Annotated in this window: 1 protein-coding gene and 1 pseudogene; both read right to left on the bottom strand. The window is 47.3% G+C overall.

What is annotated here, in order from left to right:
- Positions 1–395 precede the first annotated feature (395 nt).
- Positions 396–548, bottom strand: coding sequence for a hypothetical protein (locus AAIG39_RS25640; RefSeq protein ID WP_155033999.1), 153 nt, complete (start codon positions 546–548; stop codon positions 396–398).
- Positions 545–936 (bottom strand): annotated as a pseudogene (locus AAIG39_RS25635) (TAXI family TRAP transporter solute-binding subunit); the annotation flags it as partial. The pseudogene AAIG39_RS25635 and the gene AAIG39_RS25640, both read right to left, overlap by 4 nt.

Below are 936 nucleotides of genomic sequence, written 5' to 3'. Positions count from 1 at the left end.
TCCAAACAAAGCAACAGCCTTAGCCATAAAAAAAGACCTGCCACGGGACAGGTCATAAATCAGGGTTATCTCTATATTTGTTATGCATAATTCCAAGTATTCCGAAGGTGCAGGACTGTTGCGTACCGTTGGTGTAAGTTACAGAAACAGCAACCTGTCTTACACACCCCGCAAATCTGGATTTATTACAGAAATACATTACCACGGGTATAAAAGCATTTCGCCAAAATTTAGCTTTGTACATTTTCGTGATCTGATCCACACTTATCGGGCGTTAACAGACATATAACCAGACGTGTTGCTGTATTTCACAGGTAGTGTACGGTGTCGTCACTTCCTGTTTTTTTCATAACATTCCACACTCCCCCCATACAACAGGGGATTTTTGTGCAGTATTATTTTTTAGCTTTATAAGGTCGGTACCAGCAGACCACCAGCATGACGATGGAAATGCCCAGCAGAGCAAAATCCATCAGTACGCCAGCCAGCCGCCAGGCAATAAACAGAGACACGATAAAAAGAGTCCACCAGCCAACGCGCTTAATCATTTGCTGCCCAGCACGCGGGACAGGTTTTTGAGCAGCACAGTTGATGCGGTTTCCAGCATGTCATCACCGGCATCAGTGTTTGCGACCACCAGCGTTTTAGTACACGGCACTTTCACTTTTGAATCGCTGAGCCAGCCAGATTCAGTGACCGCCTTTTTCAGCTCATAAACCGCTTTGCCGTTTGGCAACTTATCGTCGACGTTCCAGCCATTCATGCTGATCATCGTCAGGCCGCTGCCCTTCTGGTTTACCGACTCCAGAAACTTATTCGTGCGGTCTGGTGCTGACACCCACAGGAACGCGTCATATTCCCCGGTAGTGACTTTTGCCAGCGAACGAACGCCGCCTTTTGCGTAGGTCTCTACTTTCGCGTAATCCTTTTCGAGGG

The sequence above is a fragment of the Phytobacter palmae genome, assembly GCF_039409775.1.
GTDB classification, from domain to species: domain Bacteria; phylum Pseudomonadota; class Gammaproteobacteria; order Enterobacterales; family Enterobacteriaceae; genus Phytobacter; species Phytobacter palmae.
The sequence above is the reverse complement of the archived record's forward strand: the minus strand, read 5'-3'. Positions and strand labels throughout refer to the sequence as shown.